We start from the raw sequence: 25979 nt of genomic DNA, 5'->3' as shown, positions 1-25979 counted from the left end.
TTATTTGATTTTATTTAAACAACGTTATTTAAAATGATATTTACTCAAATAAATAATTAAAATAAAAGGAGTTATTTTCTCAATAACTCCTTTAAAACTTCAACAAAGCATCAATTAAGGACTAATTGAAAACTCAATTCGACGATTTTTAAAGCGCCCTTCCTCAGTTGTATTATCTGCAACAGGGTTATCAGCACCATGTCCCACCGCTGTGAGTTGAGCAGCATCTACACCTTGACCAACTAAATAATCGACCACAGCCTGTGCACGTTTTTGTGACAGCGTTTTATTGCTATTGGCATTACCTGTCGAATCGGTATAACCCGCAACGGTTAGTTTTGCGTCTTTGGTATTTTTCATTAAGCCAGCGGCTTTATCCAAGATTGCTTTGTTTTCATCTGGAATCTGGTTGGATCCCGTAGAGAAATTAATAATCTGTAGATTAAGCGCTTTAATCACAGCATTAATATCAACCTGATTGGCATCAATACTCGCCAATGCATCTTGTGCTGCATTTAGACTATTACTGACAGAATCAGCAGCACTCACAGGTGCTTCGACAACCACCTCAGTATTTGGTACTAATCCTTTGATCTTGCCAAGCAACTCATTGAGTTTAGCTGCATCTGTACCTTTTAAGGTGATCTTATCACCGACCCATTCCAAGGAAACATTTGGAACCCCTTTAAGTAATCCCAACACACCTGCAAGTCCTGCTTGATCAGTAAACTTGCCTGCATGTGTTGCAGCCGTACCGGCAGTATCTACCATACAATCCTGAGTAGAAGAAAAAATTTCTTTGACCTTGGCCTGAATGCTGGCCAAAAATCCTTGATCACCCACCATAACCTGACACTGTGCAACATGACCATTGGCATCGGTGGTTAATGCTAAACTCGCTGGTGCAATGACTGTACCAACCTGTGATGCTGGAGAATCCGCATTATTTACAGGCACTTCCATTTGTTTATGTTGACATGACTTCCACAGCCATGCGACCAGAAGAGCCAAAATAATCAGCGCCACAATCGGTAACCATGCACGTGATTTAGTTGCTGCACCTGCTGCTGTATTATTTGCCAAATTTGATACAGAGGCTGAAGCACTTGAAACCAGCCCTAAAGGCGCAAGTAAACCGACCGCCCATGCGGGTAGCAGAGCACGAATTGAATCGGCATGCTGTTTTAAATAATTGACAATACTTTGGGTATCGTTGCCGGCTTCACTGGTTAAAGCAGCAAGGCTGATCGGAATCGACTGATTTAAAGTTTGTTCTGCTTCAGCTGTGGAAAGCTGACCGCTAGCAAGATTGGATAATAAAGTATTTTTAACTTGATCATTATGACCAAATAAATCGAATAATGAAGGTGAAATCGACTCTTTTAGTTTCTGAATCAGTTCAGGTTTTGCGGCTAAAATCGAAAGAAAAATCGGGTAAAACTTAGATAACAGCGCACTTTTTTCGTTCGCCAATCCGTCTTGACCATTCACAAGCACAGAAGTCACTTTCTGCTTTAACAGTTCTATTGGGTTTATTGACATTGTTATTCTCTCCAACACATTAAATTTATAATATTCAGATCGCTTAAGAAAAATGCGAAGTACAAGCAAACTGATGCATTTTCATTCTAAACATTTGTGTATTTTTTATTCGTTTTTATATCATTTAAATACAATACTTACATCACAGTTTACAAAACATCTGTTTGCCATGACGCTAGCTAGCACGAAATCAATTACAGCGTGATCCAGCGTAATACCATCTAAACGACAGATTTTACTTACTTAAATGATAAAGAAAGAGCAAAGAAAAGCTGGCAAAAATCAAAGTTAAAAAAGGAAACAATTTATAGGATTTCTTTTCTATTGGCTCTTCTGCAGGTGCTATGACTTCTTCCAATACGGGCTCAGGTTCAGGAACCTCATTTAAATGTAGCAATACCTCATCTGACCAGTTTGGCAATAAGGCATGAATAGACTGTTTATGTTCACGGAGATAATGAATAATGCTGATCGCATCATTTCCGACCTCATTTGAAAGCACAGCTAAGCTTTTAGGAATGGCCCGATTTAATGTAATTTCAACTTCAGCCACAGCAACTTTGCCTGCTGCTAATCTCAACAACAATTCATTTTTTACACGATCATTTTGCTCTAATAAATCAAAAATAGAGGGCGTAAGTTTTTCTTTTAATTGATCAACCAATTCAGGTTTTTCTAAAAAACGATGTAAAAAAATAGGGTAAAATCTTGATAAAACATCATTTTTTTCATTTACCAAACAAGTTTGATCATTGACAATAATAGAGGATACCTTTTGCTTAAGTAGCTCCATTGGATTAATAGCCATATGATTTAGCTCCAATTATTTAAACTGTTTAATTCTCATTTTTTATAATTTTATGTAAAGCACATCTCATTTATATTGTTACTTTAATCTAGTTTTTTAATTTTTATCGGCTTTGTAAAATTTAAATACAATATCTACATCACAGTTTACAAAGCAGAATAAGACTTGATCGCCTTATTCTACTGTTTTCATCTCATTTATGCGAAGGTGCTTACCACCTTACCAGTCAGTTGTTGACCCAGTAATGGCGTATTTTTACCTTGGGATAAGATACTGTCTTTAGACACAGTCCACTGTAATTCTGGATCAATTAAAACCCAACCAGCTTCTTGCAACCAACGATCAGTCATATTGGCGACTTGTGCTGGTATAGAGGTCACTTTCGCCACCCATTCCAAAGGTTCAAACACACCTTCTTGAATCAATTGCACACCTAAACCCACATAGGTATCAAAAGCAGTAATCCCTGGCTGTGTTTCAGCAAATGGAGCCATTTTTGCCGAGCTACTAAGTGGTTCATGATGCGTACAAATTGCATCAATCACCCCTTCTTTCACCCCTTGACGCAATAAGGCTTTATCTTGCTCAGAACGTAGCGGTGGGCGTACATGTGCAAGTGAGTTAAAGCCATCCGTCAGTTGCTCAGTTAGATGTAACTGATGCATGGCAACATCGGCAGTTACAGGTAAACCTTTGGCTTTTGCAGCGCGAATCAAATCAACAGAAGCACCACTAGACAGTAAACCAAAGTGTGCTTTCACGCCTGTTGCTTCAATCATGATCAAGTATTTGGCAATTGCAACAGTTTCAGCAATCGCAGGGATCATCGGTAAACCTTGACGAGAAGCAATAAAACCTTCGTGTGCACAGCCATCTTTGGCAATTTGAGGCTCTTCGGCATAGAACACCACGGTCAAACCCAAACCTGCCGCATATTCTAGAGTACGAATCACCACATCATCATTTTCAAAGCTTGCATTGGCATTTGAAACAGCCGTACATCCACCTTTCTTCAACCCCGCCATATTGGCAGGTTGTTTGCCATTGAGACCTTGGGTTTGCGCACCAATAATTTGCAGGTAAATTCCGCCATCCAATTGTGCTTTTTCGATCAAACCATGAATTAAAGCACCATTATCTTGAACAATTGGTTTTGAATCAGGGGGTGTCATCACATGCAAAATACCATTGGCACGTGCTGCTTTACCTTCAGACTTTAACGTTCCATGCTGTTGTTGCCCAGGTTCACGTAAACGTGCACAAAGATCAACCATGGTTGGCATTAACCATTTGCCTTGACCATCAATGGTTTCGTTGACTTGATCAACCGCATCAACCAACTTACCATTTTCGATATACACCGTTTTTACTTGATCAGTTTTTTGAATTGGATCGAGCACACGGACATTTTCAATTTTTACAATACTCATGTGATCTATCCCTTACAGCGCAATCGCTTCAATTAAACCTTGTTCTTGTAACTGCCCTTGCATCGCGAGTGCCAACACTGCCATACGAACCGCAATCCCATTGGTAACTTGCTTCAAAATGACAGATTGATCACCATCGGCAACACTTGAGTCAATTTCAACTCCACGGTTCATTGGGCCTGGATGCATCACGATACAATCAGGCTTTGCCAAAGCTAAACGCTCTTTGTTTAAGCCGTACATTTTGTAGAATTCGGCTTGTGAAGATAAAGCTGGTGAATCAATACGTTCATTTTGAATCCGTAAGGCAATAATCACATCGCAATCTGTTACCCCTTCATCCATTTTGTTAAACAGACGCACATGTTCGCCATATTCATTAAAGCCGACTGGCAACAGGGTATTAGGTGCAATCACGCGAATGTCTTTGCAGCCCAATGTTTGCAATGCTGCCACATTCGAACGCGCAACACGCGAATGTTTGATATCTCCAATGATCGCCACTGTTAAGTCTTCAAATGGCTTCTTGGTTTCACGGCGAATAGTCAACATATCCAGCATGGCTTGGGTAGGATGTGCATGACGACCATCACCCGCATTAATAATCGCAACTTTAGGACAGACATCTTTGGCAATAAAATGCGCTGCACCTGACGATGAATGACGTACCACAAAGATATCCGCTGCCATGGCTTCCAAATTCCAAAGCGTATCACGTAAGGTTTCACCCTTAGAGGTACTTGAACGTGCAATATCAATATTCAAGACATTGGCAGACAAACGCTTTGCTGCAGCCTCAAAAGTAGTACGGGTACGAGTGGAGTTTTCGAAGAAAAGATTCATCACCGTCAGTCCTTCAAGCAACGGACGATTGATCAAATTATTATTTTCATCTAAGAAGCTTTGCGCTGTATCTAGAATCTTGGTTAAGGTTTCTTTGGAAAGACCTTCAATAGTTAAAAAGTGCTTGAGATTTCCTTGTTGATTGAGCTGGATCTGACTCAAAGTATGCAATGCCGCCAAGTGCATAAGAGATTCCTAACACGTTAAGTTAACGCATTATACAGACTTTGGATTTCATTCGCAGTTGAACTTTTCAGCACTTAAGTAAAAATCTTTTAGATTTTTTTCATCATCTTATTTTTTTTAATGGGTATAGCGAAGATTACAGCTATGCTTTAAATATTGCGTTCGAATCTCATGCCTAAGCAATACTAATAAGGATGTAAACAGCTTGGCTACATCCTTTACTCCTTCTCTATTTTTGAATGACTTATAATCTATCTCAATGCACCAATGTAGTGATGGTGCACTTGGGCTTGATAGATCTCTTCTTCGGTCACTTCCATTGAATAGCTTTCTAAAACTTCAACAGCTTGCTTTTTCTCCTCAACTTTTGCTTCGGTCACCAATGCCGCAGGTTCTGGATATAAATCAATCAATGGACTTAAACGAAGCACAAAACGCTCCAATTCTGGGTCTTGTGTTGCCAAGGCAAGTTCAAGTATATGCTTGGCATAGTCTTTATTATTGACCAAATACATCACATCGATCACACGACCACAGACACGTCTTAAACGGACATACATTTGAGTTGCAATCGTAAAAGCTTCGGCGTTGACCACGACTTCATTCTTCATGCTTTCTTTCATAACATCCCCACAGCCATCAAATTAAAATTCTTAAATTTCATCAGCTTTAAGTCAAATAGTTCACTGATGTGCTGCTAATTTAGAAGCAAAAGATGTACCAACTATTCAATAAATTTGGCATCAATAATGAATCTCATCACATTAAAAACAGATCAGGCCAAGAATAATTCATCAAAAAAATGCGATGAATCGCTGATAAAGCTAACAATCACACAAATATGCACCGACAGAACAAACAAAAATCAGTTAAAATAGCCAATTGCTAAAAATGTTTTGGAAATTTGAATGAACGCTAAACCACGTCTAACAGACTATTGGGTCACCTGTGCGGACGGGCTTGAAACCTTATTACAACAAGAGCTTGAAGATTTAGGCATTCAAAATATCCAACGTTTTGCAGGGCGTTTGGTTTTTAAAGGCACGCTCGAAAATGCATATCGGGTTTGTATGTGGTCTCGTTTAGCCTCTCGGGTATTATTACCAATTCATACGCATGAACTTGAACATACCCATGACGCACGTGACGTAGCAGAAGAGCTCTATGAAGGCGCGATTAGCTTTGACTGGTCACTGATTTTTGCACCACAAAGTACCTTTGCAGTCCGCTTACATGTGGAACGTGAAATTAAGGTTAATACGCAATTTGCAACCTTACGCGTAAAAGATGGCGTGGTCGATTCCTTTATGGAAGCCGTTGGCAAACGCCCAAGCATTGATATTAAACAACCTGAGATCACGCTTTATGTGTTAGCAGGTAAAACAGAACATACTTATTGCTTAGACTTATCAGGTGATTCTTTGCATAAACGCGGTTACCGTCGTTTTATGACCGATGCCCCGATTAAAGAAAACTTGGCAGCGGCGATTCTACAAAAAGCCCAACTGGCGCAATATCAGCCCGATATTATTCTTGACCCAATGTGTGGTTCAGGCACATTCATTATCGAATCTTTATTGATTTTAACTGATCGTGCACCCGGTTTAGTGCGCCGCTTTGGCTTCAATGGCTGGCATGGTCATGATCGTGAACTGTGGTTGTCCCTCAAAGCCGAAGCCGCAGAACGTCATGAAAAAGCATTAGAACAACCCCTACCTAAGTTTTATGCTTACGATGCTGACTGGGAAGCAGTCAAAGCAACGCGCCAAAACATTATTGCTGCGGGTTTTGAAAAGTTACTCGATCAAATTCAAATTGAAGAACGTACGCTGGCAGATTGGGATGATTTTCATGCTGAAGGTAAAAAGGCCTTTATCGTGACCAACCCACCGTATGGCGAACGCTTGGGCGATAAAGCATCGAACCGTTCTTTATATCTTGGCCTATCTGCTTTATTGCAAAAACATTTCCCAAATCAACGTGCTGCGATTATTGCCGCGCAAATTGAGCAAGCAGACGTACTGGCATTTAATGATCCGCAAACCTTACGTTTGATGAATGGCAAACTGCCAATTTACACCCGCTTTGGAACAGTCAAGCCTGCGACAGTGACACAACCTTTCCTTGCGACTTGGCAACCACAACAATTTGAGAAAATTGAAGGTGCCGAAGACTTTACCAATCGTTTGCAAAAAAATATGCAAACATTGAAAAAATGGGCGGTGAAAGAGAATGTATTCTGCCTACGTTTATATGATGCAGACTTACCAGACTTTAACGTTGCAGTCGATTTATATGGAGATCGTTTGCATGTTCAAGAATACGCACCACCAAAAACCATTGATCCAGAAAAAGCAAAAAAACGCTTTAACTTAGCACTTGCAGCGATTCGTGCTGTGACTGGTTTAGGTCGTGATGCCATCTTTATTAAAACGCGTGCAAAACAAGCGGGTGCAAACCAGTACACCAAACAAAGTACAGCGTCTAAACGTTTTATCGTTCAGGAAGGCAAAGCACGTATCTTGGTGAATTTAACTGATTATTTAGATACTGGTTTATTCTTGGATCACCGTCAGATGCGCTTAAGAATTGCCAAAGAAGCGCGCGGCAAACACTTCCTTAATCTTTACAGCTATACTTCAACTGCAAGTCTACATGCCGCGCTTGGTGGTGCAGCAAGTACCACCAGTGTAGATCTATCCAATACCTATTTGAGTTGGTCTAAAGAGAACTTTGTCCTCAATGGTTTGACTGTAGACCATGCTGATGAACAACATATGTTCTTTGCCAGCGATTGTTTTGAATGGCTAAAAGAAGGTCATGAACAATATGACTTGATCTTCATTGATCCACCGACTTTCTCGAATTCGAAAAAGTTCTATGGAACTTTTGATGTACAACGCGACCATGTTTCCCTACTCAAACGTGCAATGAATCGTTTAACCAGTGATGGGACCTTGTACTTCTCAAATAACTATCGAGGCTTTGAATTAGACGAAGAAATCGAGGCGATGTATCAAGTCGAAGAAATCACCTCTGAAACTATTGGTCTAGATTTTAAACGTAATCAAAAAATTCACCGTGCTTGGAAAATTCAGCACCCTGCTATTTAACCACCAATTCGGCTTTAACATCATTGTTATAAGTCACATGAACATCACCTGATTGGAACTCATAAATCATATAGCGATCAGGTGGTTGTTCGTGCGGCTTGATCGTGGCCGACCTCTTATCTCTGGGGTCAACAGCCATCACTTTCTTTTGCTCTTCATGAGATGACAATACACCACCTAAGATGGTGCTGACACGAATCTCACCTAAGTACTTATCACTCAAGAGTCGTTGTGAGCGCCAGCGCTCTTCTTCAGGCTTTAGGGCATCTTGTTGCGCTTTAATAAGAATACTGGGAAGTGCGTTGTTTAACATAGCAGTTTGTAAGGCGAGCGTCCCCTCACTCAATGGTTGTGCAGCATGCACCATTGAAGATAAGGCAGTCATCAACAAAATTACACACATATTTGTGCAATGATGTCTGTTCTTTTCCATTGCAATTCATCCTGAATTTTTTTCTTATTTGTTCCGAAACTATCAAGTTTTTCTCAAAGTCGCAATGTCATTGGTAATATTCCTGCAAAAATCTGACCAGTTGCACTGATACAAAAAAAGATGGTGATTTACATCACCATCTTTTTAGCCAAACATTCAAATTGCGTTTAACTTAGTTTCATTTTATCAAAGACCAAATGACCACTTTCCCCTTTGATCAAAATGTTATCCCCTGGCTGAAACTCACCAGATAAGATTTTCTGAGCCAAGTTATTCTCCACTTGCTGCTGAATGGCACGTTTCAATGGTCGTGCACCATATACAGGATCAAAACCGGCATCGATCAATAGATCGAAAGCGGTATCATCCACTGTTAAGCCCATATCACGATCACTCAAGCGTGAACGTAAACGATCTAACTGAATATCCGCAATACCACGAATCTGCGCCTTTTGCAGTGAGTGGAAAACCACCAACTCATCAATACGGTTAATAAACTCAGGACGGAAATGCTGTGTCACAGCATTCATGACCACAGTACGCACCTCGTCATCGGTTGCGCCTTCACCCAGTTCACGCACATCTTGTGAACCTAAGTTAGAAGTCATCACAATAACAGTATTCTTAAAGTCAATCACACGACCTTGTGAATCCGTTAAGCGCCCATCATCTAACACTTGTAGCAGGATGTTAAACACATCTGGATGGGCTTTTTCCACCTCATCAAATAACACCACACTGTAAGGTTTACGACGTACTGCCTCAGTTAAAACACCACCTTCTTCATAACCTACATAGCCCGGAGGTGCACCCACCAAACGACTGACAGAGTGCTTTTCCATAAATTCGGACATATCAATACGAATCATGGCATCATCACTGTCAAACAAGAAGTTTGCCAATGCTTTGGTCAACTCAGTTTTACCTACACCTGTCGGTCCAAGGAACAAGAATGAACCACTTGGACGATTCGGGTCAGATAAACCTGCACGTGAACGACGGACTGCATTGGAAACAGCAACCACCGCTTCATCTTGTCCAACCACACGATTATGTAAGAACTCTTCCATATTCAGCAGTTTTTCACGCTCACCCTGTAGCATTTTCGCCACAGGAATGCCTGTTGCAGCACTGACCACTTCTGCAATTTCGTTTTCGGTGACTTTGGTCCGAATCAGCTTCGGTTCTTCATTTTCCTCAGCAACTTCGGCTTGTTCCAAGCGTTTCTGCAACTCTGGAATCACACCATATTGCAAACGCGCCGCTTCTGCCAAATCACCTTCACGTTTGGCTTTTTCCAAAGCAACACGCGCTTGATCGAGTTCAACTTGTGCTTTCTTATCCCCTTCAACCAAGGTTTTTTCAGCCTTCCAGATTTCTTCTAGATCGTTGTACTCTTTTTGCTTTTCAGCAATTTGCTGCTCAAGATGATTGACTTCGGCTTTACTGCCTGCATCTTGATCTTTTCTCACCGCTTCCAATTGCATTTTCAACTGGATTAAACGGCGATCAAGTTTATCTAAAGCCTCAGGCTTGGAATCGATTTCCATTTTGATACGAGATGCTGCCTCATCAATCAAATCAATCGCTTTATCAGGCAACTGACGATCGGTAATATAACGATGTGACATCTTCGCCGCTGCAATAATGGCTGAGTCTAAAATTTGCACCCCATGGTGGGTCGCATATTTTTCTTTTAGACCACGCAAAATCGCAATCGTGTCTTCAACACTTGGCTCATCAACCAATACCTTCTGGAAACGACGTTCAAGTGCAGCATCTTTCTCGATGTATTGACGGTATTCATCTAAGGTCGTCGCACCGACACAGCGTAATTCACCACGCGCTAAGGCAGGTTTTAACATATTACCTGCATCCATTGCGCCATCGCCCTTACCTGCACCAACCAGCGTATGTAACTCATCAATAAATAAGATGATCTCGCCTTCGTGTTTCGCAAGGTCTTTGAGAACTGCTTTTAGTCGCTCTTCAAACTCACCGCGATATTTCGCACCTGCAAGTAATGAACCTAAGTCTAATGATAAGACGCGCTTATTTTTCAAGCCTTCAGGTACTTCGCCATTGACAATACGTTGCGCCAAACCTTCAACAATTGCAGTTTTACCCACCCCAGGTTCACCAATTAAAACTGGGTTATTTTTGGTTCGACGTGAGAGAACCTGGATGGTACGGCGAATTTCATCATCACGACCAATCACAGGATCAAGCTTGCCCGCTAAAGCACGCTCAGTTAGGTCAATGGTATATTTATTGAGTGAGTCACGTTGATCTTCGTGATTATTGCTCATGACTTTGTCGTTTCCTCGAATATTTTCAATTACTTTACGTAAGCTTTCTGGTGTCACACCCACGCTATTCAATATTGTTTTTGTTTCACCTGTTTCCGCCAAACCTAACAGCACCCAATCAGTCGACAGAAACTCATCTCCTGCCTTTTGCGCATAGCGGTCAGCTAAATTCAATGCCTTTACCGCTTCAGGATTGAGATTGATATCACCTGTAGGATTTGCCAAAGTCGGTGCATTTTGCACGGCTTGTTCAAGTTTCTGTTTTAACTCAGGTAAACGTGCACCCGCTTGTTGCAATAAACTCAGATTGGCCGGTTCTTCAAGTAAAGTGGATAAGATATGCACACCTGCAATCGAAGTGTGATCCTTACCCATAGCCAATGATTGTGCATCTGAGAGTGCTTGCTGTAAGCGGTTTGTAAATTTTTCAAATCGCATTCTTGTTATTCCTCACAACAAATTTTTAACTTATCACTTAGATGGGAACGCTTTTTAAAATTTCAAATAAAATTTATATATTTTTCAATATTTTATAAAAATATCAATGTATAAAACTCAGTATTAATATGGGTGTATAAACAATCTATTTCAAGTATATTTTGTATAATTTTTCTGTCTATTCTGTTTTGCACAAAATCCTTATTGTGATTTTAAGGTGAACGTTTTAGCTTAAGGCTTTGCTTCAATTAGAAATGCTCATCATGTCTTTAAAAACAATTTTGCTCAGCGTTGCGTCCCTCCTTCCGCTTCATACTGCTTTTGCACAACTCCCCCAAGACTCAAGACGAGCTGGCGGTATTGCCGTGATTCCACTTTCGACTGAAACCACCCAAGTCTTGTATGAACAAAAGCCTGTTTTGATTACACAACAAGGCAAGCAACGCTATGCCGTGTTTGGTATTCCACTTTCGGCCCCATTAGGTACCTTGACTTTAGCCACCAATCATAAGCCGATTCAAGTCGAAGTGACACCCTATCGCTATGCTGAGCAACGCTTAAGCGTTAAAAATCAGGATTATGTCAACCCGAACCAAGAACAACTCGACCGTTATGCACGAGAAGCGAAAGAGCAAAATGATATTTATAGCTCTTTTTCCCAAAGTAACTGGACCCAGTTTCCTAACTTTATTCGGCCTACGGCAGGTAAATTTAGTAATTCATTTGGCAGAAAGCGTTTTTTCAATGGTGAAGAGCGCGCACCACATTCTGGTTTAGATATCCCAGCACCTGTGGGACAGAATGTTATCGCACCTGCTGGTGGTGTCGTGGTCCAAACAGGCAACTATTTCTTTAATGGTAATACAGTTCTGATTGATCATGGTCAGGGTCTGATCAGCATGTTCTGTCATTTGAGTAAAATTAATGTGGTCAAGGGACAACAGATTCGTCAGGGTGAAACACTGGGATTGGTTGGTAAAACTGGTCGTGTCACTGGGCCACACTTGCATTGGGGAATGAGTTTGAATAATGCGCGGGTAGACCCACAATTATTTCTAAAATAAAAAGAAAAACTTAAAAAAAAGTGACCTGTAAAAACAGGTCACTTTTTAGTAAAACTTAATAATTTTAACTTTTAAGCAGCTTCAACAATTTCAAAATCATGGGTAATTTCAACACCACCATCGGCAAGCATTTTACTTGCTGAACAATATTTCTCAGCAGAAAGCTCAACTGCTTTTTCAACTTGCTTGGTTTTTACCGCTTTACCCGTGACAATGAAGTGCAAATGGATTTTAGTAAATACCGCAGGAATTGAATCCGCTCTTTCTGCTTTCAGCTGACATACAACATTCGTCACATCTTGGCGGGATTTCTTTAAAATGGTCACAATATCAAACGAAGCACACCCACCAAGTCCCATTAAAATCAATTCCATAGGACGTGGACCACGGTTTTCACCACCATATTCGGCAGAACCATCCATCACCACAGTATGGCCACTTTCTGATTTTGCCTCAAAAGCAACATTCTCTAACCAATGTACACTTGTTTGCATTGCAACTACCCGAAAAACGTTATAAATTTACTCTGTTCTTGTACACTAACATAAAATGAGTTGATAAGGAATTTCATCTCTTCTGTGTAGAAAAGGCTCTTACAAGAGTCTGTGCGATCGGTTTTATCCAAATTCGGAAATTTTAAGCATGACTTCAAATTTTTCACAACTTAGCACTGATGCTTTGTCTCCAGGTCAACTACCTGAATCAGTTAAAGCTTTGCTAAAACGTGCTCATATTAACAGATACCCTAAACGCACCACGATTGTTGACGCTGGAACGGAATCAAAATCACTGTATTTAATATTAAAAGGTTCAGTGTCAATTATCTTACGTGAAGATGACGAACGAGAAATCGTTGTCGCTTATCTCAATCCTGGCGATTTCTTTGGTGAAATGGGTCTTTTTGAAAAGAACCCTCAACGTACCGCAGAAGTACGTACGCGAGATGTCTGTGAAATTGCAGAAATTTCGTATGACAATTTTCATGAGTTAAGCAAGCAATACCCAGATTTAAGTTACGCTGTGTTTGCTCAATTGGTCCGTCGCCTAAAAAATACAACACGTAAAGTGACTGATCTAGCCTTCATTGATGTGTCTGGTCGTATTGCACGTTGTCTAATTGACTTATCTGCTCAGCCAGAAGCAATGATTTTACCGAATGGCCGTCAGATTCGTATTACTCGCCAAGAAATTGGTCGTATCGTCGGTTGTTCTCGTGAAATGGTTGGTCGTGTCCTCAAGACACTTGAAGATCAAGGTATGATTCAGACTGACGGTAAAGCAATCTTGATTTTTGATGCATCTTTAGAAGAAAACACTTTCACTGAAGACGAGTACGATGACGAGGATTAATTTGATCTGAGATCGGATTGACTCGAACAAAGCCAGTGCTCAGCACTGGCTTTGATTTTTTACACGGAATACACGTTGCTGATTACATAATTACAATGATTATAGAGGCATTCAGAATATTAACTGCTGTCAACATTTTCTATAATCCACCCTGATCACGACTATATTCATAAGATACTGATTTGGAGAGAATAAGTATGAAGAAATTAGCTTTGAGCCTGTGTGCTGTGACCGTAATGACAATTTCTGGCTGCGCATCTTTCGCAGACATGGCTGGCGCAGACAGCGCAACTTTAAATGCTCAATCAGCACAAAGCTTCTCAAAAATGACTCAAGAAGCACGTGCCAAAAATCAGCTGGATAGCAGCTCAAGTACTTATCAACGTATTAATACCGTATTCAACCGCTTAAAACCTTATGCGGATCAAATGAACCAGACTGGTCAACGCTTTCAATGGCAACTTGCAGTACTCAAATCAGATACCGTTAACGCCTATGTAGCCCCTGGTGGTAAGGTTGTTTTCTATACGGGTATCGTGAACAAGCTCAATTTAACCAATGATGAAATTGCTGCTGTTATGGGACATGAAATGACCCATGCACTTGAAGAGCATGCAAAAAGTAAAATCGGTGCTCAGGCTTTAACTAATCTTGCAATTGGTATTGGTAAATCATACGCAGGCAACAGCATCGGCGATCTAGGCAGTGCTGCAATTGATTTAGGTAGCCAAGTGGGTATCGGCTTACCGTACTCACGTAACTTGGAAAGTCGTGCGGATTACGGCGGTTTAATGCTCATGGCAAAAGCTGGCTATAACCCAAATGCGGCAATCAGCCTGTGGGAAAAAATGAATCGTTTAGATGGCGCTGGTGCTGGTGGCTCGTTCCTGTCGACTCACCCATCGAATACTCAACGTATTAGCGACATGCGTAAAAACTTGCCAGCAGCTTTAGCAGTTTATAACCAACGCCGTTAATTCATACTGCCCTTAAATGCTCAAGTGTATTTAAGGGCTTTTTCTTTTTTGCAGCTCGAATCAATGCTTCTGCAAACGCAGATGCAACATATGTGTTGCAATGGTATGACGGAGATGATCGGGTCGAGCTTGAAAATAACGCTCACTCAAACCATCTCCAGATAAATCCTCAGTGACTTGATAGCCCATTTGCTCCACCGCTTGGTGCAATACCTTGGGTCTGAATTGCCCTTTTAATGGCTCTTTTAAAAAACGGGTAAATTGCGACACAAACAAGCTTCCTAAGCGCTCTACACCCTCTAGTTCTCGATAATCAATCGAATAGTCCAACGCCACTTCACTTCCCTGCGCAGCAATCTGTGCAATGCTTGTCAAGGTCTTTAACGTCGTTTCAGGCTCAAGATAATGCGTGGTTCCCAACCATGAGAAAAAAGCAGCTTGATCCTGCTTAAACGTACTGCGCGCCAGAGCATCTGCAATCGACTCTTTTTCAAAATCAATCGCGACAAACTCAACATTGGCAGGAAGCTCACCAAATTGACGTAGTTTCCTTTGTTTTGCTGCTTGGGTATCTGGATGGTCCACTTCAAAGATTTTTAACTGTGGATACTGCTGAGCATGTCGTAGCGTGAATGAATCTAAGCCTGCCCCTACCAGTACATACTGTTGAATCCCCTTCGCGATTGCTTGCTCAAGTAAATCTTCTGCATATCTTGAACGTCCTACTACTTGCCCTGTTAATAAGCCCAAAGTACGATTAAACACAGAGGAGTTCATGACTTTTACAGTCAACGCACTGGTTAACAGTTTCTTCCAGCCCTTACTGGTTAACTCAAATGCAAAAGGATCTACAAAAACTGGATTTTCTGCATTTTGAAAATGATTGGCGCGCAATGCTGCCGCTGCCTCAGCTGTTCGGCTCGATTGTCCTTGTTTCATTTTTATTCCCCATTTTTATTCCTATCTTGAAAAAAATAAGCAGCAAATTCTACCCTAAGATAAAATTTGCTGCTTTGAATGATTCAACTCAAAATCAGTTGGTTTTTTCAGTCTGATAAGTCACTTGGTAATCATTCAAATCCATACGTTTCAAACGTTGTTTTAACTTTTTCAATGACCAAGGCCAAGCAGCAAAGTTACGACCATTAGCATCTAAATAATAACTCTTACAGCCACCTGCATTAAACACGGTAGTTTTTAGATGTTTTTGCACCAGCTCATTATGATGCTTGATGACTTCTGGTTTAATGTTCAACTTGGCAATGCCTTTGTCTCTGATTTTGAGTAGACCATCCACAATATAATCGAGCTGTGCTTCTGCCAAACCAATAAAAGAATCATATACCAATACGTTTGGTCCTAAGACCAAGAATGCATTCGGTACATTTTCAATGCTGGTCCCCAAATAAGCTTCAGGTGAACTGCTCTTCCAAAGATCATTGAGAATCTGACCTTTTTCATTGGTTACACGCTTACCAATAGGCGGATGAGAGACTTCAAAACCAGTTCCCCAAATAATCACATCGACTTCATGACGTTCACCATTCGCCGATACTACAGTATTGCCTTCTACTTTCACCAATCCATGTGGAATCAACTGTGTATTCGGCTGTTGTAAGGCTGGATAATAGTTGTTAGCGAATAAAAGACGTTTACAGCCAATGGTAAAGTTCGGAGTAACGTTTTTACGTAATTCAGGATCTTCGATTTGGAAGCGTAAAATCAGTTTGGCTAATTCACCCACAGGTTTTAACACTGCTGGATTACGTAAACCAAAGTTAATCGCATTTAAAGACTGAGCAACTGTTTTGCGCCATGTTTTTTGGATCAGTGGGAATTTTTCAATCAGGGCTTTGCTCACATCACCTAAGTCGGTATCAGGTTTCGGAACCACCCAAGGTGCAGTACGTTGATAGACATACAGTTCTTTTGCCAATGGTTGAATCTGCGGCACGAACTGAATCGCTGATGCACCTGTCCCGATTACTGCAATACGCTTGCCCGTCAAGTCATATTCATGATTCCATTTTGCCGAATGAAACATTTCCCCTTTAAAGGTTTCTAAGCCTTCAAGTTTAGGAATTTGGGCTTCGGTAATTGGCCCTGTGGCAAAAATGGTGGTCCGTGCCAAAAATTGCCCTTTATTGGTGTCCATCACCCATAAATTACGTTCACTGTCCCATGCCGCATTGAGCAGCTCTGTACCAAACTCAATTTTTGAACTCACACCAAAATCTTGGCTCACTTCTTCTAAGTAATTCAGGATCTCAGGTTGACGAGCAAATAAATGGCTCCATTTTGCACTTGGCGCAAAAGAATATGAATAGAGCGCTGATGGCACATCACAACCACACCCTGGGTAGGTATTTTCACGCCAAGTCCCCCCCACACGTGTTGCTTTTTCAATAATCTTGTAGTTGCTATAACCCACTTGATCAAGACGAATTGCAGTCGCAATTCCTGAAATACCCGCACCCACAATAAAGGTGTCATAGATATGTTGTGGGAGTGCTTTTCCTTCAGCTGAATTTAATTTTTTTGCTTGAGCTGTCATTTAAAATATCCTTTCACTTATTCACCAAGATCTGCAATTCAATTCTGGAATTGTGGTTGATCTCAGTTATTAAAATCGTTCCCTATTCAGGAGTTACTTCATTAATCGATACGATGTGCCTAAGAACTTGGCATATAAGTTCGGAGCAGTGCGTTTTAAGAACCAAAATAACTTGGCATCAATTTGTGGAATGGTATAAAGCTCACCTTTATCCAAACGATCTAGCGTTAATTTGGCGACCTTGTCACTGGTGGTAAATGCCAAATGGGTAAGCGCATAATCCAATAGCCCTTTATGTGGAACCTTGCCGTTTTTAATAATGTTGGTCGGCACTAAGGTTGGGCAAAGCACATTGACCTTAATATTCGATTTTTTCAATTCAGCTGACAGTGTTTCCGATAAGGCTCGGACACCCGCTTTAGAAACGTTATAGACGGTCATTTCTGGTGCTGCCGTATACGATGCAGCTGATGCAACATTAATAATTGCGCCATGACCAAGCTGTTTAAACTTCGGTACAAAAGCACGACAACCGTAGATTACGCCCCATAAATTAATATTCATGCACCAATGCCAATCCTCAGAAGACATTTCATCAAACTTGCCGCCAAGACCAATCCCTGCATTATTAATCACCAATGTGACTGGGCTCTGCATCAATTGCTGAGCCTGCTCAGCCAACTGATTGACTTGCTCTTCCTTAGCGACATCACATTGCACAGCAAAGGCTTTTGCACCAAGCGCTTCAACCAAGCTGACCGTTTCTTTTGCTGCGTCAAGGTTAATGTCCGAACACACGACTGTGCCGCCACGTTTTGCCAATTCAAGCGCAAAACTACGACCAATACCACTTCCTGCACCAGTCACCACAGCGAATGCTTTTTGGCTTGGCTTGGTTTTTTTCCCAAATAATTTCATCTTTATTTTCCAGCAATCTTGTATTTATAAACACCCAGTTATGCAGTCGCTGCACGTACAGGTGGCACAAATTCTTTAAGGAAATACGGACTTAATAAACCGGTTTCAGGGTTTAATAAACGCTCTTTGTAATAGACCATATATGCAGTGGTATCATGATCATTGGGATGGAAGCTTGGACGCAGATATTCAAGAATATGCATAAAACTGCTGCCAAATACCCCACGCTCGCTACCGAACAGTAAAGCTGTGCTTTCTACAATATCTTTCATATAGCGTGGATTGACCAAGTTGCTTGGTTTACGCACAAACGGCATCAGATAACCACCCAATGACACCCCACCAAGAATCGTTAAGCTCGCCAACAAAAAGCCTGTAATTCTGAGCCAGTAATTGCCTGAAAGCTCAAGGAAGACATCATAGGCAATGTCTTTATGTTCAGATTCTTCCAGCATATGCCACATCCACATGGCGCGCTGACGCTCATCTTGTGAACCCAACAAGTAGTCTTCGTGTTGCATCATAAATTCAGCCAACACTGCTGTGTAATGCTCAATCCCTGCCATCAATGAAAGCTGTAACGATTGCGGCAGCTTGTAAATACCATAATCAAAGACCTTACCCGCAATGGCGCGCAACAATTCAACGGGATAACCATTTTCCTTCAGCACTTCATCATTAAATTGATTGTGGATTTTTGAATGAATCGCCTCTTGCCCAATCAGTGAGGTCAATCTTTGTTTCAAAATCGGATCTGCAATAAAGTCACGATGATGACGCGCTGTTTCAATCACCACGTCTTCACCAAAGGTTAGGAAGATGGATAAAGCATGAAAATATGAGGTTGCGAGTTCTTTATTTAAAAAAAACTTTTCATCCAATTCTGCTGGATTAAACTTGAAATCAAAATGGCGAATTGGAATCGGTGACTTGCTCGCAAGGTTCTGAACGAGCCCTTGATATTTGGTACTGAGTTTTTCTGAAAAAACATTACGAAGAACGTGAGCGACCATAGCTTGATCCCCTAAAACGGCACTACAACTTAAAAGGCTTAGCCAATGCTACACAGCCACTGGATAAGATTGCTTCGCTTGCATAGTGCATGACTGCAATATAGGCAACAAGAACTAAACTGCTCATCACACGCTGAGCTTTTTTGCCAATTCAGCGCGCAATGACATGCATACTGTACATACTTAATTCAGCATTAAGCCGCTTGTACCTTTGGTGTAAATTCCTTCACGAAGAATGGATATAAAGCCCCACCCTCTGATAAAAGTTTCTTTTCGTAATACTCGAAATACGCAGATGCATCATGATCATTTGGATGGAAATCAGTACGCAAATAATCAAAAATACGTCCTTGGGTACTTCCAAACACACCATCCTTCGGACTAAAAATTAGCTTGACGCCACGACGTGCATCTTTCCAAAATTTCGAAGTCAGCATTTCTTGTGGCTTACGTAAAATCGGGACCATGGTTGCCGAGAAAGGAATCAGACCAAGAATAGTGAAATAAGCCAAAAAGAAACCTGAAATACGTAAGGCATAGTTACCATTCAATGTTTGATAAACATCATAGGCCACATCTTTATGCTCTGACTCTTCAAGCATATGCCACATCCATAATGCACGAGTTTTGGCATCATCAGAGAAATAGAAATTCTGCTCATGCGCCATCATGTACTCTGCCAATACAGCAGTAAAATGCTCAATCCCCGCCATCAATGACAACTTCAAAGGTTGCGGGAATTTCAAGAAAATGTGATCAAAAAATTGTTCACCCAAAAAACGATAGAGTCTTACTGGATAATCTAACTCAACAATTGCATCGTTAAACTCATTATGTAATTTTGAATGAATCGCTTCCTGACCAATCAATGAAGTTACACGTTGTTTTAAAATCGGATCTTTCAGTTGATCACGATGATGACGGGCGGTTTCAATCACTAAATCTTCGCCATAGGTTAAGAATACTGAAAGTGTCGCAAAGAAAATCGTGGCAAACTGATTATTCATATAGAAAGATAAGTCAACTTGTTTGCCTTCAAATCCAATAGCCAAATGACGAATAGGAATGGTTTTTTTACTCGCAAAATCAATTTGCTCAGTTATTGGGTTAGATTTAAATAGACTTAAACCTTTCTTTAATGTGCTGCTAATCATGGCTACACCTACCTACTTCACTTGAGCGTCTTTTGCCCTTTTACATGCGTTGCACTTGGTTCATCTCTTTTTCGTAATTCCAATCGCATCTGATCTACGAAAAAACATTCGGGAGATTTTTATGAACCAGTTCCTCTTCTAGACCCACTGTAAACCGATCTTATGTTCGGATTCAATTCGGGTAATTTATTCAAATGTTTTGAACTTTCAGAGATCAATCTAAGGTCAATTTTCTTATTTTTAAATTTGTACAAATATCGAATTTTAATAAAATTTAAATATACAAATCAAACATATAAGAAAATTAATTTCTGAATGAACGCTTTATTTTCATATAAAAGATTGGCCTTATAGATAAAATCATGACCGCTAAAAAATTTAAATGACCAACTAAGTAATTTTATTTGTTCGGATTAATTTACAGCTACTTTCATCACTTTCAGCGGCATGTTAATCTGACGTTATGTTCGGATTTTAATAATAAAGCATTATGACTACTCGCAAACCACGTCAATCACGTTCTAAAGTGACCGTAGATACGATTATTGAAGCAGGCTTTATTGCCGTTGCCACCAACGGTACTAGCGGCACCACCACACGGCATATTGCAGATATTGCAGGAGTGAGTGTTGGCTCTTTATATGAGTATTTTAAAAATAAAGAAGAAATTTATGATGCAATGGCCAGAACTTTTGTCAAAGAAGTATTGGATATGGTTAAGGAACTCACGCCGATCATCATTGAACAGGAGTTAGAACCTTTATTTGAAATGATTTTCTATACCTTTAGAGATCTACTGACCCGCGATGATGACCGATATCTGATTTGCCTGCGTTATGCAACTGAACTCAAATACGAGAAATATATAGGTCAAATTGAAATGGCACTGATGGAGGTTTTGATGAAATATATGATTCGCCATCCTCGTTACTTAAAGGTCAATAATCTCAGCGTGACTGCTTATATCAGTATTAATAGTAGTATCTTCAATGTGGCTCGTCATTTAATCTTACCGAATCCGCAAATCAGCTTTGATGAAATGGTGAAAGGGTTAAGTACCATGATTATTAGTTATATCGAAGCAGAATTGGCAAAAGCAGAAAATTAAAAGCCAGCTTTCGCTGGCTGCTAAAATCTTAAAAAGGTCTTGCACCCGCTAGACTGACACGTTTCAGTAAGCGACGTTGCTCGGCAGGAAAAGCGGTACGTGAGTGTAGGGTTAACTGATTATCCCAATACACGATATCGCCAATTTCCCATTGATGCTCATAACGATACTGCGGTTGCACAATATGAGCTCTTAAACGTTCAATCAATGCCGCGCCTTTCTGATCATCATAGCCAACCACTTCAACCTCGGTCTGTGCATCTAAATAAATACCACGTCGGCCACTTTCTGAATGCGTCCGCACCAACGGATGTGGGAAAGCAGACCCTAAGGTCGGTTGATCCGCGAAGCGGTATTTGGGAATTGGGCTCTTGTCTTTGAGACGCAAGAAAGGGTTATAGGTGATGAGCTGTAAACCTTCAATTTCAGCTTTGGTTGCTTGGTCAAGGTCTTCATAGGCCTGTACTGTATTGTACCAACTGGTTGCTCCACCATCTTTAGGAATTTCAATCGCATAAAGTAAAGAACCGCTGGAAGGTTGTGGCGTCCAGTGATGGTCGCTATGCGGGGTCAGTTCACCATGGCCAGTATAATCTCCTTCACCAACGGCATTGGATACTGGCACGATATCTGGTGGTACATGCGTATCATGATTGGTTGCCAATACGGGAACATCTGTAGGTGGACGGAAGATACCACCAAAATAGCTCGCAAAAGCAAGTAAATCATTATCTTCAAGGTCTTGTGACTTAAACACTAAAATTAAATGCTCATGTAAAGCCTTCTTAAGCTTCAAAATCACTTCCGAGCTTTGTGGCTGACTGGCATCTAGCCCTGTTACGATTGCGCCTAAAGCCCCATTGATTGGTGTGATTTGTACAGTGTCCAAACTATGTTTTTTATATTCATGCCAACGTGGTGCGCTTTCGATCGCAGCTGAGAGTTGTGTGAGTACGGTCATTGTCGTTCCTATTCATCATTCATTATTTTAAAAGCGCTATGCTTTATTCAATCTTCCCCAATCACTCTATGCAGTGACTAACTTAAATATATGCAAACCAATCATTTTAAGAAGCAATATTTTTATATTAATTTATTCATTTTTATGATTATAAAAATCAGTTTACTTGGGTTTACCAAGCAAACTGAAATTGATTAAATTCTTTCGCAGGTGGAATAACTAAATGATCATCATCCACATGACTAAAATCAGTCAAAATATCATTTCGAATTGCAGACAATCGCACATCCTCACGTAGCCGTGGATGTGCCAGATGAACGGGAACAATCCGCTTGATTCGGCCTGGATTCGGTTGCATCACCACCACACGATCACCAAGAAATACCGCCTCCTCAACATCATGTGTCACGATAATCATGGTAATTTTTTCAGCCTGCCAAATCCGTTGTAATTCCTTTTGCAAGTTTGCTCGGGTTAGCGCATCTAAGGCGCCAAATGGCTCATCCAGCAATAAAATTTTAGGCCGATTAATCAAGCTTCGGGCAATAGCAACACGTTGGCTCATCCCTCCTGAAAGCTGTGCGGGATAAGCCTGTTTGAACTTGCTTAACCCAACTAGTTCAATATGCTCATCAATCAGTTGATCCTGCTCCTTTCGTGTGAGTTGACTGTTTAAGAGTGCAACCCGAATATTATCCTGTACATTCAGCCAAGGAAATAAACGGTGATCTTGGAACACAATTCCTCGTTCCAAACTGGTGCCACTAATCGGCTGACCATCAACCAGAATTTTTCCTTCGAATTGATCATCTAAGCCAACAAGCAAACGGAGCAAGGTTGATTTTCCACAACCACTACTGCCAACGATACTGACGAACTCTCCTGCTTGAATATCTAAAGAAACATCGTCCAAAACCTTGAGTTCATGGTCTTGATATTGACCATAGGATTTATTGAGATGATTAATTTTTACAGATCCGACATTGAGTGATGCCATTTTAAGCCCCCTAAAATCTAGGAATTAAAATATAATAAAAATCAGATTTATTATATTTATCCATCATTTCCTACAATTTTGCCAAAGCAACTTCTGTCGACTTAATTAATACAATCACTTCACTACCCAGTTCTAAGTTTAGATTTTTAACAGAACGTGTGGTAATCACTGAAGTAAATACTCCAGCTGGTGTTTCCACATCTACCTCAGAAACAACACTTCCTTCAATGATTTCTTTTACTACACCACGAAACTGATTACGCACATTAATTTGAGGAATACTCATTTTTCACCACTTAATAACGATTTCAATAAATTGTGTTTGTTATATTAGGCAAAGCATCGATATTTAGAACTATTATTTTTTAATATTTTTTGATTAAAAAGTTATATTTATTTTACATCATTGATTATTATTTTTTCCGCAAAGCAATTTTTAAGCAATAAAAAGGTGAACACCTGCCACCTGATTATCGATTCTGATTAACTTAATAATTCCTCTAACATGATATTCACCACTTTATCGTTTCCCACCAATCCATATTTGACCAGTCTTGCACGCACAATATTACGGCTAATCCCCAATAACTTTGCCGTTTGCACCTGATTACGGTGACAATATTCATAGGCAATACGAATGCTCGCCTCTTCAATCAGACGATCCAGATTTTCATTTTTCAATGCATGTGAGGATTCAAAAAGATTCAACAACGCATGCTGCAATATTTGCTTAGGCAGCAAATCTGTCCGTGGAATAGTTTGGGTACTTTTTTCCAAGTCGGAAATTTGTCTTAAATTCAAACTACTGGATAAGGACGCAAAGCAAAAATCGGTGGGCTGAATCTGATGGTTCTTGCAAACCAGTAAAGCATGATGAATCGCATTTTCCAATTCACGAATATTGCCCGGATAGTTATAACTCAACAATTTCTGTACCGCACTTGGACTTAGGCTCGCAACTGGATAACCCAAACGTTTGCAATACTGTGCAATAAAGAAGTTTGCTAGGGGTAGAATATCACCTGGACGTTCTGCCAAGGGTGATACTTTCAGCAATGCCACGTTCAAACGATAGAACAAATCTTCTCTAAATTTTCCGGCCTGTACCGCTTCATCCAGATGCACATTGGTTGCGGCAATCACACGAACGTTGAGCTTAATCGGCTTAAGTGACCCTACCCGAACAATCTCGCGTTCTTGCAATACCCTTAATAATTTGACCTGCATCGCAGGAGACAAATCACCCACCTCATCCAAGAACAAGGTACCGTGATTGGCTGCTTCAAACCACCCCGCCTTGCTATTGATTGCCCCAGTAAATGCGCCTTTTTCGTGTCCAAATAACTCACTTTCAGCCAGTGATTCGGTAAATGCACCACAATTTACTGCCACAAAAGGACCACGACTGCGCTGGCTCATCATGTGCACTTGCCTTGCAACCAACTCCTTACCCGTTCCTGTATTTCCAATGATCAGGACACTGGCCTCGCTCGGTGCAATCTGTTCAATACGATCCAGCAAATCTCTTGATTTTTGATCTTCAAAAACCATGGCTGTCGCACGCTCAGTCCGCGTTAAAGTCTGATTTTGTGGATAAGTAATGAATGACATGCATTTACTTCCCTATTGTTCGAAAAGAGAAGTTATCTTGCATGACTATTGGTTTAAATAGAAATAAATAATTCACCTTTGTTATTTCTATTTATTAAAATAGAAACAAACCATTATTAATTCAACTAAAAATCATATTTAATTTCGGCCATATTCATTATATTGATTGCTATATATCTTTTTATAATCAATCTGGTTGCTTTTTAATTGACCTTCTTCAATCAGATCACCCACCCATATTTTAAAATCATTATCTTGAAATTTACCAGCGCTGCTTGGTATACCCCACTGGGTCCAATATTTCAACATCGCACCGTTTTCAGGCCGTTTGCGTTTTTGCAAAATCTGCTCGAAGCGTGCAATGACCTGATCTCTAGGTTGTTGTCTAGACCATTCAATCGCTTGGGCAATCCCTGTAACCACTTTACGGGTGGTATTGGGATGTTCTGCAATATAACGATTCGCCATGACATAGCTGCCCGTGGTCAGATCACCAACCAAATCATAGTCCCGATAAAGACGGCGTACACCACCACGTTCTATCGCAGGGCCTGCCAATGGTGCCAAATCAACATGACCACTTCGCAAGGCTTGCTCGGCGGAACCAGGCGGCAAAACCACAAGCGTGACCTGATTAATTTGCTCAGGGCTGAGTCCTCCTTTTTTTAAATAGCTTTTGAGCATGTATTCCACTTGTGCACCCAGAATATTGGTGCCGACCTTTTTGCCAATTAAATCTTTAGCAGAATGGATCGGACTATGTTCAAGTACATAATACCCCGCAAAAGGATCATCAAAAGTGCCGTATGCAGCAATCACTACGGTTCCCGGTACACCACTGGCCACCATTTTGACGGCCGAACCTGCAAAACTTGGACTGCTGATATCACTATCTCCCGACAAAGCAGATTGAATACCTTGCGGACCACCTGTAGAAACACCCTGATAGCTCAATTTGATTGGTGTAAGATAGCCCAAGTCTTCAGCCAGTTCCAAAGGTGTCACCACACCTGGTGAACCTAAATATTTAAATTCTAGAGATTCGAGTCCATCACTGCGTACCACTTTCGACTCTGGTTTGCTACATCCCCACAACAGCACCGATATCGCAATCACAGAACTCATTCTGCCTAGATATTTTTTCCAGTCTTGCTGCATCAGCTTCTCCTG

23 protein-coding genes are annotated in these 25979 nt (G+C 40.7%); 5 read left to right on the top strand and 18 right to left on the bottom strand.

Annotation, left to right across the window (positions count from 1 at the left end; all coding sequences use genetic code 11):
- Positions 1 to 114: 114 nt before the first annotated feature.
- From V6E90_RS04545 to V6E90_RS04525, 5 genes are all read right to left on the bottom strand, one after another.
- On the bottom strand, positions 115 to 1542 hold the full coding sequence (locus V6E90_RS04545; RefSeq protein WP_016542178.1) for an OmpA family protein: 1428 nt from the start codon (positions 1540 to 1542) through the stop codon (positions 115 to 117).
- 235 nt (positions 1543 to 1777) lie between these two features.
- The gene (locus V6E90_RS04540; RefSeq protein WP_023270490.1) at positions 1778 to 2350 is read right to left on the bottom strand and encodes a hypothetical protein; all 573 of its coding nucleotides are present in this window, start codon (positions 2348 to 2350) and stop codon (positions 1778 to 1780) included.
- Between the two features lie 197 nt (positions 2351 to 2547).
- Positions 2548 to 3780 (bottom strand): dihydroorotase, encoded by a 1233-nt coding sequence (locus tag V6E90_RS04535; protein WP_016542176.1) that lies wholly within the window; start codon positions 3778 to 3780, stop codon positions 2548 to 2550.
- A 12-nt stretch (positions 3781 to 3792) separates the two neighbouring features.
- The gene (locus tag V6E90_RS04530; protein ID WP_016542175.1) at positions 3793 to 4809 is read right to left on the bottom strand and encodes an aspartate carbamoyltransferase catalytic subunit; all 1017 of its coding nucleotides are present in this window, start codon (positions 4807 to 4809) and stop codon (positions 3793 to 3795) included.
- A gap of 251 nt (positions 4810 to 5060) precedes the next feature.
- On the bottom strand, positions 5061 to 5432 hold the full coding sequence (locus V6E90_RS04525; protein WP_332604640.1) for a hypothetical protein: 372 nt from the start codon (positions 5430 to 5432) through the stop codon (positions 5061 to 5063).
- A gap of 285 nt (positions 5433 to 5717) precedes the next feature.
- Between V6E90_RS04525 and rlmKL the strand changes: the two genes are divergently transcribed.
- Complete coding sequence (rlmKL, locus tag V6E90_RS04520; RefSeq protein WP_023270486.1) at positions 5718 to 7922, top strand: bifunctional 23S rRNA (guanine(2069)-N(7))-methyltransferase RlmK/23S rRNA (guanine(2445)-N(2))-methyltransferase RlmL; 2205 nt, start codon at positions 5718 to 5720, stop codon at positions 7920 to 7922.
- Here the strand turns inward: rlmKL and V6E90_RS04515 are convergent.
- Both V6E90_RS04515 and clpB read right to left on the bottom strand, forming a co-directional pair.
- Positions 7915 to 8355, bottom strand: coding sequence for a hypothetical protein (locus V6E90_RS04515; protein WP_016660091.1), 441 nt, complete (start codon positions 8353 to 8355; stop codon positions 7915 to 7917). The two genes, rlmKL and V6E90_RS04515, sit on opposite strands and share 8 nt — an antisense overlap.
- Before the next feature lie 167 nt (positions 8356 to 8522).
- Entirely contained in the window at positions 8523 to 11102 is a 2580-nt protein-coding gene (gene clpB, locus V6E90_RS04510; protein WP_332604639.1) for an ATP-dependent chaperone ClpB, read from the bottom strand.
- Positions 11103 to 11365: 263 nt separating this feature from the next.
- Between clpB and V6E90_RS04505 the strand changes: the two genes are divergently transcribed.
- The gene (locus V6E90_RS04505; RefSeq protein WP_332604638.1) at positions 11366 to 12166 is read left to right on the top strand and encodes a peptidoglycan DD-metalloendopeptidase family protein; all 801 of its coding nucleotides are present in this window, start codon (positions 11366 to 11368) and stop codon (positions 12164 to 12166) included.
- A gap of 71 nt (positions 12167 to 12237) precedes the next feature.
- Here V6E90_RS04505 and V6E90_RS04500 read toward each other — a convergent pair whose 3' ends face one another.
- Positions 12238 to 12660, bottom strand: coding sequence for an OsmC family protein (locus V6E90_RS04500; RefSeq protein WP_016542169.1), 423 nt, complete (start codon positions 12658 to 12660; stop codon positions 12238 to 12240).
- A 148-nt stretch (positions 12661 to 12808) separates the two neighbouring features.
- Between V6E90_RS04500 and crp the strand changes: the two genes are divergently transcribed.
- Positions 12809 to 13516 carry a cAMP-activated global transcriptional regulator CRP gene (crp, locus tag V6E90_RS04495; RefSeq protein ID WP_016542168.1) on the top strand — a complete coding sequence of 236 codons (708 nt, stop codon included), beginning with the start codon at positions 12809 to 12811 and terminating at the stop codon, positions 13514 to 13516.
- A 197-nt stretch (positions 13517 to 13713) separates the two neighbouring features.
- On the top strand, positions 13714 to 14493 hold the full coding sequence (locus V6E90_RS04490) for a M48 family metallopeptidase (RefSeq protein ID WP_016542167.1): 780 nt from the start codon (positions 13714 to 13716) through the stop codon (positions 14491 to 14493).
- 60 nt (positions 14494 to 14553) lie between these two features.
- Here V6E90_RS04490 and V6E90_RS04485 read toward each other — a convergent pair whose 3' ends face one another.
- The 5 genes from V6E90_RS04485 to V6E90_RS04465 all read right to left on the bottom strand — a co-directional run bounded on the left by V6E90_RS04485 (position 14554) and on the right by V6E90_RS04465 (position 20132).
- Complete coding sequence (locus V6E90_RS04485; RefSeq protein ID WP_332604637.1) at positions 14554 to 15432, bottom strand: class I SAM-dependent methyltransferase; 879 nt, start codon at positions 15430 to 15432, stop codon at positions 14554 to 14556.
- 94 nt (positions 15433 to 15526) lie between these two features.
- Positions 15527 to 17047 carry a flavin-containing monooxygenase gene (locus V6E90_RS04480; RefSeq protein ID WP_332604636.1) on the bottom strand — a complete coding sequence of 507 codons (1521 nt, stop codon included), beginning with the start codon at positions 17045 to 17047 and terminating at the stop codon, positions 15527 to 15529.
- A gap of 93 nt (positions 17048 to 17140) precedes the next feature.
- On the bottom strand, positions 17141 to 17965 hold the full coding sequence (locus tag V6E90_RS04475; protein WP_065342229.1) for an SDR family NAD(P)-dependent oxidoreductase: 825 nt from the start codon (positions 17963 to 17965) through the stop codon (positions 17141 to 17143).
- 38 nt (positions 17966 to 18003) lie between these two features.
- On the bottom strand, positions 18004 to 18978 hold the full coding sequence (locus tag V6E90_RS04470) for a metal-dependent hydrolase (protein ID WP_065342230.1): 975 nt from the start codon (positions 18976 to 18978) through the stop codon (positions 18004 to 18006).
- Positions 18979 to 19172: 194 nt separating this feature from the next.
- Positions 19173 to 20132, bottom strand: coding sequence for a metal-dependent hydrolase (locus tag V6E90_RS04465; protein ID WP_016542162.1), 960 nt, complete (start codon positions 20130 to 20132; stop codon positions 19173 to 19175).
- Positions 20133 to 20622: 490 nt separating this feature from the next.
- On the opposite strand from V6E90_RS04465, the gene V6E90_RS04460 reads away from it, so the two are divergent.
- Complete coding sequence (locus tag V6E90_RS04460; protein WP_016542161.1) at positions 20623 to 21240, top strand: TetR/AcrR family transcriptional regulator; 618 nt, start codon at positions 20623 to 20625, stop codon at positions 21238 to 21240.
- A gap of 28 nt (positions 21241 to 21268) precedes the next feature.
- On the opposite strand, the gene V6E90_RS04455 is transcribed toward V6E90_RS04460, so the two are convergent.
- From V6E90_RS04455 to V6E90_RS04435, 5 genes are all read right to left on the bottom strand, one after another.
- A complete protein-coding gene (locus V6E90_RS04455; RefSeq protein WP_332604634.1) occupies positions 21269 to 22201 on the bottom strand; it encodes a TauD/TfdA dioxygenase family protein in 933 nt (310 codons plus the stop codon).
- A gap of 172 nt (positions 22202 to 22373) precedes the next feature.
- A complete protein-coding gene (locus tag V6E90_RS04450) occupies positions 22374 to 23198 on the bottom strand; it encodes an ABC transporter ATP-binding protein (RefSeq protein ID WP_016542159.1) in 825 nt (274 codons plus the stop codon).
- Positions 23199 to 23268: 70 nt separating this feature from the next.
- The gene (locus V6E90_RS04445; RefSeq protein ID WP_004654121.1) at positions 23269 to 23484 is read right to left on the bottom strand and encodes a TOBE domain-containing protein; all 216 of its coding nucleotides are present in this window, start codon (positions 23482 to 23484) and stop codon (positions 23269 to 23271) included.
- Between the two features lie 197 nt (positions 23485 to 23681).
- Entirely contained in the window at positions 23682 to 24809 is a 1128-nt protein-coding gene (locus tag V6E90_RS04440) for a sigma-54 interaction domain-containing protein (protein ID WP_023270483.1), read from the bottom strand.
- 138 nt (positions 24810 to 24947) lie between these two features.
- A complete protein-coding gene (locus V6E90_RS04435; RefSeq protein ID WP_442881247.1) occupies positions 24948 to 25967 on the bottom strand; it encodes an ABC transporter substrate-binding protein in 1020 nt (339 codons plus the stop codon).
- Positions 25968 to 25979 lie beyond the last annotated feature (12 nt).

The organism is Acinetobacter sp. ESBL14, assembly GCF_036668815.1.
Lineage (GTDB): Bacteria > Pseudomonadota > Gammaproteobacteria > Pseudomonadales > Moraxellaceae > Acinetobacter > Acinetobacter gyllenbergii.
This window is presented reverse-complemented; position numbering and strand designations above follow the sequence as displayed.

Coding starts and splice junctions, on each gene's coding strand:
- V6E90_RS04545 (WP_016542178.1), bottom strand. CDS start 1,542: ATGTCAATAAACCCAATAGAACTGTTAAAGCAGAAAGTGACTTCTGTG.
- V6E90_RS04540 (WP_023270490.1), bottom strand. CDS start 2,350: ATGGCTATTAATCCAATGGAGCTACTTAAGCAAAAGGTATCCTCTATT.
- V6E90_RS04535 (WP_016542176.1), bottom strand. CDS start 3,780: ATGAGTATTGTAAAAATTGAAAATGTCCGTGTGCTCGATCCAATTCAA.
- V6E90_RS04530 (WP_016542175.1), bottom strand. CDS start 4,809: ATGCACTTGGCGGCATTGCATACTTTGAGTCAGATCCAGCTCAATCAA.
- V6E90_RS04525 (WP_332604640.1), bottom strand. CDS start 5,432: ATGAAAGAAAGCATGAAGAATGAAGTCGTGGTCAACGCCGAAGCTTTT.
- rlmKL (WP_023270486.1), top strand. CDS start 5,718: ATGAACGCTAAACCACGTCTAACAGACTATTGGGTCACCTGTGCGGAC.
- V6E90_RS04515 (WP_016660091.1), bottom strand. CDS start 8,355: ATGGAAAAGAACAGACATCATTGCACAAATATGTGTGTAATTTTGTTG.
- clpB (WP_332604639.1), bottom strand. CDS start 11,102: ATGCGATTTGAAAAATTTACAAACCGCTTACAGCAAGCACTCTCAGAT.
- V6E90_RS04505 (WP_332604638.1), top strand. CDS start 11,366: ATGTCTTTAAAAACAATTTTGCTCAGCGTTGCGTCCCTCCTTCCGCTT.
- V6E90_RS04500 (WP_016542169.1), bottom strand. CDS start 12,660: ATGCAAACAAGTGTACATTGGTTAGAGAATGTTGCTTTTGAGGCAAAA.
- crp (WP_016542168.1), top strand. CDS start 12,809: ATGACTTCAAATTTTTCACAACTTAGCACTGATGCTTTGTCTCCAGGT.
- V6E90_RS04490 (WP_016542167.1), top strand. CDS start 13,714: ATGAAGAAATTAGCTTTGAGCCTGTGTGCTGTGACCGTAATGACAATT.
- V6E90_RS04485 (WP_332604637.1), bottom strand. CDS start 15,432: ATGAAACAAGGACAATCGAGCCGAACAGCTGAGGCAGCGGCAGCATTG.
- V6E90_RS04480 (WP_332604636.1), bottom strand. CDS start 17,047: ATGACAGCTCAAGCAAAAAAATTAAATTCAGCTGAAGGAAAAGCACTC.
- V6E90_RS04475 (WP_065342229.1), bottom strand. CDS start 17,965: ATGAAATTATTTGGGAAAAAAACCAAGCCAAGCCAAAAAGCATTCGCT.
- V6E90_RS04470 (WP_065342230.1), bottom strand. CDS start 18,978: ATGGTCGCTCACGTTCTTCGTAATGTTTTTTCAGAAAAACTCAGTACC.
- V6E90_RS04465 (WP_016542162.1), bottom strand. CDS start 20,132: ATGATTAGCAGCACATTAAAGAAAGGTTTAAGTCTATTTAAATCTAAC.
- V6E90_RS04460 (WP_016542161.1), top strand. CDS start 20,623: ATGACTACTCGCAAACCACGTCAATCACGTTCTAAAGTGACCGTAGAT.
- V6E90_RS04455 (WP_332604634.1), bottom strand. CDS start 22,201: ATGACCGTACTCACACAACTCTCAGCTGCGATCGAAAGCGCACCACGT.
- V6E90_RS04450 (WP_016542159.1), bottom strand. CDS start 23,198: ATGGCATCACTCAATGTCGGATCTGTAAAAATTAATCATCTCAATAAA.
- V6E90_RS04445 (WP_004654121.1), bottom strand. CDS start 23,484: ATGAGTATTCCTCAAATTAATGTGCGTAATCAGTTTCGTGGTGTAGTA.
- V6E90_RS04440 (WP_023270483.1), bottom strand. CDS start 24,809: ATGTCATTCATTACTTATCCACAAAATCAGACTTTAACGCGGACTGAG.
- V6E90_RS04435 (WP_442881247.1), bottom strand. CDS start 25,967: ATGCAGCAAGACTGGAAAAAATATCTAGGCAGAATGAGTTCTGTGATT.